Annotated in this window: 10 protein-coding genes; 7 read left to right on the forward strand and 3 right to left on the reverse strand. The window is 65.7% G+C overall.

All coding sequences use genetic code 11. The annotated features are described in order from the left end of the window. The 7 genes from ACSYDW_RS18860 to ACSYDW_RS18890 all read left to right on the forward strand — a co-directional run. The coding region (locus ACSYDW_RS18860; protein ID WP_438340275.1) for a DUF4192 family protein at positions 1-974 on the forward strand (974 nt) is incomplete at its 5' end. Positions 975-1,056: 82 nt separating this feature from the next. Next, entirely contained in the window at positions 1,057-1,494 is a 438-nt protein-coding gene (locus tag ACSYDW_RS18865) for a hypothetical protein (RefSeq protein ID WP_438340276.1), read from the forward strand. Then, a complete protein-coding gene (locus ACSYDW_RS18870; RefSeq protein WP_438340277.1) occupies positions 1,481-1,891 on the forward strand; it encodes a hypothetical protein in 411 nt (136 codons plus the stop codon). Before ACSYDW_RS18865 ends, ACSYDW_RS18870 begins: the two co-directional genes overlap by 14 nt. 2 nt (positions 1,892-1,893) lie before the next feature. After that, positions 1,894-2,196 carry a hypothetical protein gene (locus tag ACSYDW_RS18875; protein WP_438340278.1) on the forward strand — a complete coding sequence of 101 codons (303 nt, stop codon included), beginning with the start codon at positions 1,894-1,896 and terminating at the stop codon, positions 2,194-2,196. Positions 2,197-2,384: 188 nt separating this feature from the next. Further along, the gene (locus tag ACSYDW_RS18880) at positions 2,385-2,639 is read left to right on the forward strand and encodes a glutaredoxin family protein (protein ID WP_438340279.1); all 255 of its coding nucleotides are present in this window, start codon (positions 2,385-2,387) and stop codon (positions 2,637-2,639) included. Next, a complete protein-coding gene (locus ACSYDW_RS18885; RefSeq protein WP_438340280.1) occupies positions 2,636-2,824 on the forward strand; it encodes a hypothetical protein in 189 nt (62 codons plus the stop codon). Before ACSYDW_RS18880 ends, ACSYDW_RS18885 begins: the two co-directional genes overlap by 4 nt. A gap of 257 nt (positions 2,825-3,081) precedes the next feature. Continuing rightward, positions 3,082-3,474: a GNAT family N-acetyltransferase gene (locus tag ACSYDW_RS18890; RefSeq protein ID WP_438340281.1), complete on the forward strand. Its 393-nt coding sequence runs from the start codon at positions 3,082-3,084 to the stop codon at positions 3,472-3,474. Positions 3,475-3,829: 355 nt separating this feature from the next. Here the strand turns inward: ACSYDW_RS18890 and ACSYDW_RS18895 are convergent, their stop codons facing one another. From ACSYDW_RS18895 to ACSYDW_RS18905, 3 genes are all read right to left on the reverse strand, one after another. Next, complete coding sequence (locus tag ACSYDW_RS18895) at positions 3,830-4,471, reverse strand: vitamin K epoxide reductase family protein (protein ID WP_438340282.1); 642 nt, start codon at positions 4,469-4,471, stop codon at positions 3,830-3,832. Positions 4,472-4,500: 29 nt separating this feature from the next. After that, the gene (locus ACSYDW_RS18900; protein WP_438340283.1) at positions 4,501-5,190 is read right to left on the reverse strand and encodes a DsbA family protein; all 690 of its coding nucleotides are present in this window, start codon (positions 5,188-5,190) and stop codon (positions 4,501-4,503) included. Positions 5,191-5,290: 100 nt separating this feature from the next. Then, on the reverse strand, positions 5,291-7,276 hold the full coding sequence (locus tag ACSYDW_RS18905; protein ID WP_438340284.1) for a heavy metal translocating P-type ATPase: 1,986 nt from the start codon (positions 7,274-7,276) through the stop codon (positions 5,291-5,293). Positions 7,277-7,343 lie beyond the last annotated feature (67 nt).

Genomic DNA, 7,343 nt, shown 5'->3' on the forward strand with positions numbered 1-7,343 from the left:
AGGCAAGCACCATGGCCGACGTAGTGGCCATCGCCATCCACGGCATCGGGTTCGTTCCCACCTCCTCGGTGGCACTGATGCTGATGAACGAGGCCGGGCTGGTCGCCACGCTGCGCGCCGACGCCAACCACGACGCCCCCGCCGAACAGTGGGCACAGGCCATCACGGACTACGTGCACCGCGTCTCCGACGCGAACGGGGTCATCCTGCTCAGCTTCGAGGACGAGGACGCCATGACCACCGCCCAGTACCGCGCACTCGGTGACACCCTCGCCCACGCAGGGTGCCCCATCCGTTCGGCCATCCTCATCACCGCAGGGCACCTGATGGACTACGACGGAGATTCAACCGACTCGGTCGAATTCTCCGCCGTCGCCACCTCAAACGCGGCACTGACCCTCATGATGGCCACCACCCGGAGCGCCAAGCTCGCCGCCGACATCCCCGAGTGCACCCACGCACCCACGGAACTGCTGGCACGCTTCACCCGCGAAGCGGCGGCCATGGACGCACTGGACGCCGAAACCCTCGTGCTGGCACGCGGAACGCTGGCCGACATGATCGAGGGTTACCGGCAGACCGGTAAGGTCAGCGCCGAGCACGCCGCATGGCTGGCCGGAACCTGCACCAACAAGGGGATGCGCGACATGTTCATCGCCTCGCTGGCCACCACCGGCACCGAACTTGAGGAAATCGGTGCCGCGCTGATGGGGGATACGACCCCGGAGGATTGGGGCTTTTTGAAGGCCGGGGGAGAGACCCTGTATGCCGCCCTTGAATTCATCCCCACCGAACACCGCGCCGACCTGCTGGCCGCGATCAGCTGGACGCGCTGGATCGACGGCAAAGGAACCGAGGCACGCAAGTTCGTGAGCCTCGCCCTCGAATCCAACCCCGGCCACCGGCTCAGCCAACTACTCAACCGGCTGATCCTCAGCGGCCAGGTAGCCGCCAGCGCCACCACCAAGCACTAACACCAACCACCAGCTAGGTGGGGTGACGGTTCAAGCCGTCACCCCACCTAGCTACACTCACACGAACAAGGGAGTCATGTATATGAGCCACGATTTTGCTTTCCCGCCCCAAAACACGCAGATCCACCACAACCCGACATGGGTGCCGCGCCAACAGATTTCGGCGGCGGCCTCCTCCGCAAGCTCCCCCGGCCGCCGCACCGGGGCGCTGCGCGCCCCGGACACCCCGGCACGGGGAAACCCGGACACCTTCACCCACCAAGGCACGGCATACGTTCTCATGCGCTTCTACCCCGGAGACGAACCGGCCGAGCCCATGGAACACCACCGGACGACAGCCGAGATCCCGACCACCAGCGGCACGCCGGTCCTTCCGGTCGAGGTCACCGCCCGCACCCCGCACCTGGTGCACGTGACATGGATCGATGACACCGGCGAAATCATGGGCACCTGGTGCCCCACCAGTATGGTGAGAACAGAACACGAACCACAGGAACCAGGAGAGCATGAGCATGGATGAGGACCAGACCCCCGAGGCAGTCCAGGAAGCGGACAACGCCTACGACGCACTGCGCGCCATCGCCCACCTGACCCGGGCCACCCACCCGGCACCCGAGGTGTACCGGATCCTGGGGAACCTGAAGAACCTCGGCAGTTTCCTGCCCCAGATTTCCACCCAACTCGCCCAGGGACTCGTGAAATCCCTCAAGGAATACGACGTCACCGAATACGAGGGCAAAGACCCCGCAGCCAGCGTCGCCTTGGCCGGGGAACACCTGGCCCGGGCCGCACAGCTGGCGGCGCAGATGGGGGAGGAACTGGCCCAGGCCCAGAATGCCATCGCCGGGCAGGGCTACCGCACCGCGGATGAACGCCGCCGCGCAGAGGAACTCCAGCGCGAAAGCAACGGCGCCTAACCATGGGGCCGCTGGACCCCGACGACTACCAGGAACTGCTCGCCGGGCACGACGAGCAAGACGACGTTCCCGTCGCGATGAGCCGGTACCAGGCGCAGAAATGCGCCGCCATCCTCACGGCCGGACAAGCCGGCCACACCGCCTACGCCGAGGCCACCGACACCGTGGCCCGGTTCCTGCAGGCACTCGCCCTGGACCTGACCCCGGGCATGAGCCGAACCGAAGTGGGCAGTGCCGCGCTGTGGCAGGCCCTCGATGAGCTGCCGTGGCCGGCACCCGGCCCACCGGCAGGCCAACCCTCCTGAACAAGGCCACCGAAGGGCAGCAACAAGAGTCCAGCAGCGGGCATTGACGGCCAAAAGGCACCAAATCCCGAGCGTTCATAGGGTACGAAAAGTGGCCGAAACCCCCGGATTATCAAGGCAAAGCACTAGATTACACCCTCATTTGAGGGTAGAATATGGGTACATCGAAAGAGTTGGAGGGCAGAGCAATGGCGATCACCATCTACACCAAACCGGGATGCTTCGGATGCCGCAAGACGGCAGAGAAATTCACCGAGGCCCACCTGGAGTTCACCGAAGTGGACGTGACCCAGGCGCCGGCGGCACTGGAATACGTCACCGAGGAACTCGGATACTCCCAGGCCCCCATCGTCGTGGTCGATGACGACTTCCACTGGTCCGGCCTGAACCCCAGCAACATCGATCTGGCCATCAAGCTGGCCAAGGAAGCGGTCGCCAGTTGAGCGCCAAACCCACCGCGGACGGGACACCGCAAAAGCGGCTGAACTTCGACGTCCCCGAACAACTCGCCAATGAGTTCAAGGCCTACGCGGCACTGCAAGGAAAGACCCAACGGGAAATCGTCATTGCATTCATGCAACGGTGCACCAAGCAGGCCAAACGAACATCTGAAAGGACGAGCAAATGACTTCTCAACCGAGCGCAGTAGTGCAAACGTCCCCGCCGGAATGCTCGAACGTGCTCAGGGGAGTGCATGACGGCGAGTACAAGGCGCTAGAGCCGGCCTTTCCCCTCAGCAGCGACCCAGAATTCGTCGGGTGGAAGAAACGGTTGGCGACTCTTTCGTCGGCCCCGTTTTCAATTCGGGAAGCGACCGAGCCTGCGCAAGACGGCCGCCGAATGAAGGATTTGCAAGTCGTATGCTCGCCGCTAGGCGTCCAACCTGTGAAAGAGAACGCCTCGAAAATTACCGAGCAACTGGTACTCCTAGCCGAGATCGACGGCGTTCACGTCGGTTTTTGCGTTTCGGCCCCGGGCCTACAGGACTCGGATCCGCTGTTCATCCAGGTAGTCGCGGTTGCTCCGGAAGCGCAGCGACGAGGCGTGGGCCTGGCACTGCTCACCGCAGCAGCTAAGCGGGAGCCCCGGCGTGATATCGCGCTTGCCACCCAGGACGACAACGTAGCGGCACGGTCGCTGAACGAACAGTTCGCTAAATCAATTGGCGCAAGTATTCGAAGGGTCCGCCTCGGCACCTATCGGGATGGAGACCTTGGTATCCGACGAGGATTGGGCTATCGCGCTTGGGTCATCCAACGTTCACCAGTCGAACCGTGACTGAAGATGCTGACCGGAATCGATCGTTTCTGATTCAGCTCTTTTGATTCCCCACATTCAACTGACACGCCGTGAAATCGCCGATCGAAAACCTGCGCCGAAACCCAATCGGCCCACAACGGCGCTTGGATTTCGGTGCAGATCGTTTCCGAGGGGAACGTCTACTTGGACAAGTTGTTGCTGAGTTGCGCCGTTGACCAAGCTTTGTGAATCACAATGGTAAATGGATTGGTTCTCGCAGCACTTGGTGACCGATGCAACAGGGGCGCCTTGGAACACGGAGACCTCCAAAACCCCGACATGTCTGGTCCCGTCACCATGGCAGAACCTGGCGTGGTCCCCTCGGGACGTGCAATTAGCCGCCGGTGAAGGCCGGGAAGAAGCGTAGGAACACGGATCCGGCGACCGCGACGTAGGCGACGGCCACGAGCGTTCCGGCCCACTCGGCAGCGAACCTGGCCACGGCCGGTGGTGCGGGAATGACGCCATGGACGAGGTTGCGGACCGTCAGCAGGATGAACAGCGGGATCATCGCCGCCCACACCACCATGCAGTACAGGCACAGGATGTAGATCTCGAAGAGGGCCTGGCTCCAGAGCCAGGCCACGAACACCGCTCCCAGGCTCACCCCGGCCTGCAGCCCTCCCCAGTACCAGCGTCCCGGGGAAGCCCCGGAGAGCACCACCATGGCGGTGGCCAGCACGACGGCGAACGCGACAATGCCGATCAGCGGGTTGGGGAAGCCGAACAGCTCGGACTGCCAGGTGCCCATGACCCGCCCGCAGGAAACCCACGGGTTGACGTCGCAGCTGGTCACGTGGCCCGAGTCCTCATAAAGGGCCAGCCGCTCCAGGACGAGGATGGCCGAGGCCACCCAGGCCACGGCCCCCGTTACCAGCAGCACGAAGCCGAACCCGCGTGGCCGGGCGAATCGGGGCACCCAGAACGCTGGGTCTTGGGGGTCGGCTACGGGATCATCGGTGGCCGGTGTGGTCATGGTGTCTTCTCCGAACTTGGGACGGCGGGTCAGCTGGCGGCGGCCGCGATGACGGCTGCCTCGAACTCGTCCAGGCTTTGGACCTCGAGCATCTTTCCGTCGAGGAAGAACGTCGGGGTCCCGGTGACGCCCAGGGCCTTGCCGTCGGCGACGTCGGCCTCGACCCTCGCACGAATCGAGGGGTCTGCCACGGCGTGGTCGTAGGCGGCCAGGTCAAGGCCGAGGTCCTCGGCAAAGGTACGGAAGACGGCGCTCTTGTTCTCCGCGGACTCGCCCCACTGGGTCTGAGTCTCGAACATCCTCTTGTACATCGGCTCGTAGGCGCCCTGCTCGGCGGCGGCCTCCACGGCCACGGCCGCGTTCATGGAGTTCCGGTGCCCGGGCAGCGGGAAGTACCGGTGGACGAAGGTGACATTCTCGGAATGCTTGGTGCGCAGTTCTTCGACAAACGGATAGGCCGCGCGGCAGGACTCGCACTCGAAGTCCAGGAACTCCACGAGGACCGCCTTTTCGTCCGGTGCCTGGGAAAGCACCCTACTGTTCTCCCGCACGACCTGTCCTTCCGCGGCGGCGGCGCCGTCGGTGGGTGCGGTGACCGAGCTTCCCCGGGCGAGGACGTAGCCGACGACGGCCGCGAGAATGACGGCAGCCAGCACCGTCCACACGACGATCTTGGATTTCTTCGGGGCGCGGGTGGACGGCGGGATGGTGGTGCTCACGTAGTGTTCCGTTCTGTGGCCGGCCTGCGGGAAGGGCAGGCCGGTGATGCTGCAAGGGTGGAGAGGGGCTGTGGCCGGGTTGTACCGGTTCGTCGCCAGATTAGTGTCGGGTGTTCTCGGTCAGGGCGGGGTCGTCGGTGGCGTTCGACCGCGCTTGGCTCGTCGAGGGGCTTTCCGGGCGGGTTGTTTGGCTCGGTTTCGTTTGGGCTGCCCTCAGTCCGTTGAGAATCACGATGACCTCGGCCGCCTCGTGGATTAGGACGACGGCCGCCAGGCCGAGCACGCCGGTGATGGCCAGGGGCGGCAGGATGGCGATGATCAGCAGCGAGAGCACGATGTTCTGGTTCATGATCCGCCGGCCGCGCCGTGCGTGGGCGATGGCCTGCGGGATCAGGCGCAGGTCGTGCCCGGTGAAGGCGATGTCAGCCGACTCGATCGCCGCGTCCGACCCGGTGGCGCCCATCGCGATGCCGACCTCCGCGGCGGCCAGCGCCGGGGCGTCGTTGATGCCGTCCCCGATCATGGCCGTGGGAGCGGCAGCGTTCAGTTCGTTGATGGCCGCGGCCTTGCCCTCAGGGCGCAGCTCGGCGCGGACGTCCCGGATGCCGGCCTGGCCGGCCAGGGCGCGTGCGGTGCGTTCGTTGTCACCGGTAAGCATGGTGATCCCCAGGCCCCGGGCGGTGATGGCCTGCACGACCTCGGGCACCTCGAGCCGCAGTTCGTCGCGCACGCCGATGGCCCCGACGACCGCGCCGTCGCGTTGGACGATGACAACCGTCATGCCCTGTGATTCAAGGCGGTGCACCGCCGCGGCCAGTTCGCCTGCATCGAACCAGCGCGGGCTGCCGACTCCCACGTCGCTGCCGTTGACGGTGCCGCGGATGCCGTGCCCGGCCTCTTCGGTGATGCCGCTGGCGGCTGCAGTTTCCGGTGCCGCGTGGGTGATGGCGGTGGCCAATGGGTGTGTGCTGTGCTGTTCCAGGGCCGCAGCCCAGGCCAGCACCTGCTGTTCGCTGGTGCCGTCGACGGCGAGCACCGCGCTGACGGTGGGTTGGTTGCGGGTCAGCGTGCCGGTCTTGTCGACGGCGAGGTGGCGGATGGTGCCGAAGCGTTCGAAGGCCGCGCCGCTTTTGATGATGACGCCGAATTTGCTGGCCGATCCGATGGCCGAGACGACGGTGATCGGTACCGCGATCGCCAGGGCGCAGGGGGAGGCTGCGACCAGCACGACCAGGGCGCGGATGATCCAGGTTTCCGGATCGCCCAGCAGGGATCCGACCAGCGCGACGAGCGCGGCGAGGATCAGCACGCCGGGCACCAATGGCCGGGCGATGCGGTCGGCCAGGCGGGCGCGTTCGCCCTTTTCGGTTTGCGCCTTCTCGACCAGCTGCACGATCGTTGTCAGCGAGTTGTCGGTGCCCGCCGCAGTGGCCTGGACTTCCAGGACCCCGGCGGTGTTGATCGCCCCGGCGGAGACCGCATCGCCCGGCTCGACCTCGACGGGGATGGATTCCCCGGTGATCGCCGAGGTGTCCAGGGAGCTGCGCCCCGTGCGGACGACGCCGTCGGTGGCGATCCGTTCCCCGGGCTTGATCAGCAGCAGCTGGCCCACGGCGAGGTCCGCGGCCCGGACCAGGGTGGCTTTCCCGTTGATGAGCACGGTGGCGGTCTCGGGGACAAGTTTCAGCAGGGCCCGCAAGCCATTGCGGGCGCGGTCCATGGCCTTGTCTTCCAGGGCCTCGGCGATCGAGTAGAGGAACGCCAGCGCGGCGGCTTCCTGGACATATCCGAGAATGACGGCTCCGGTGGCGCTCATGGTCATCAGCAGGGCGATGCCGAGCTTGCCCTTGCTCAGGGAGCGGATGGCTCCGGGGACGAACGTCGAGGCACCCAGCAGCAGGCCTGCCCAGAAGAGCAGGAGTGCCGGGACCTCGAGCCCTGCGAGGTGACCGGCCAATCCTGCGCCGAAGGCGACGCCGGAGGCCACCGGGAGCATGATCCCGCGATCGCGCCACCAGGGCAGCTCCGCCTCGGGTTCGGTGTGTTGTTCTTTCGGCTCGTCATGAGCGCAGCAGGCGGCGCTCATGCCTCACACCCGTTGTCGCAGCAGCCGGGCACTGGGCACCCCGGCTCCAGGCATTCGGCGCTCTCGT

The organism is Paeniglutamicibacter selenitireducens, from assembly GCF_051550675.1.
Classification (GTDB): Bacteria; Actinomycetota; Actinomycetes; order Actinomycetales; family Micrococcaceae; genus Paeniglutamicibacter.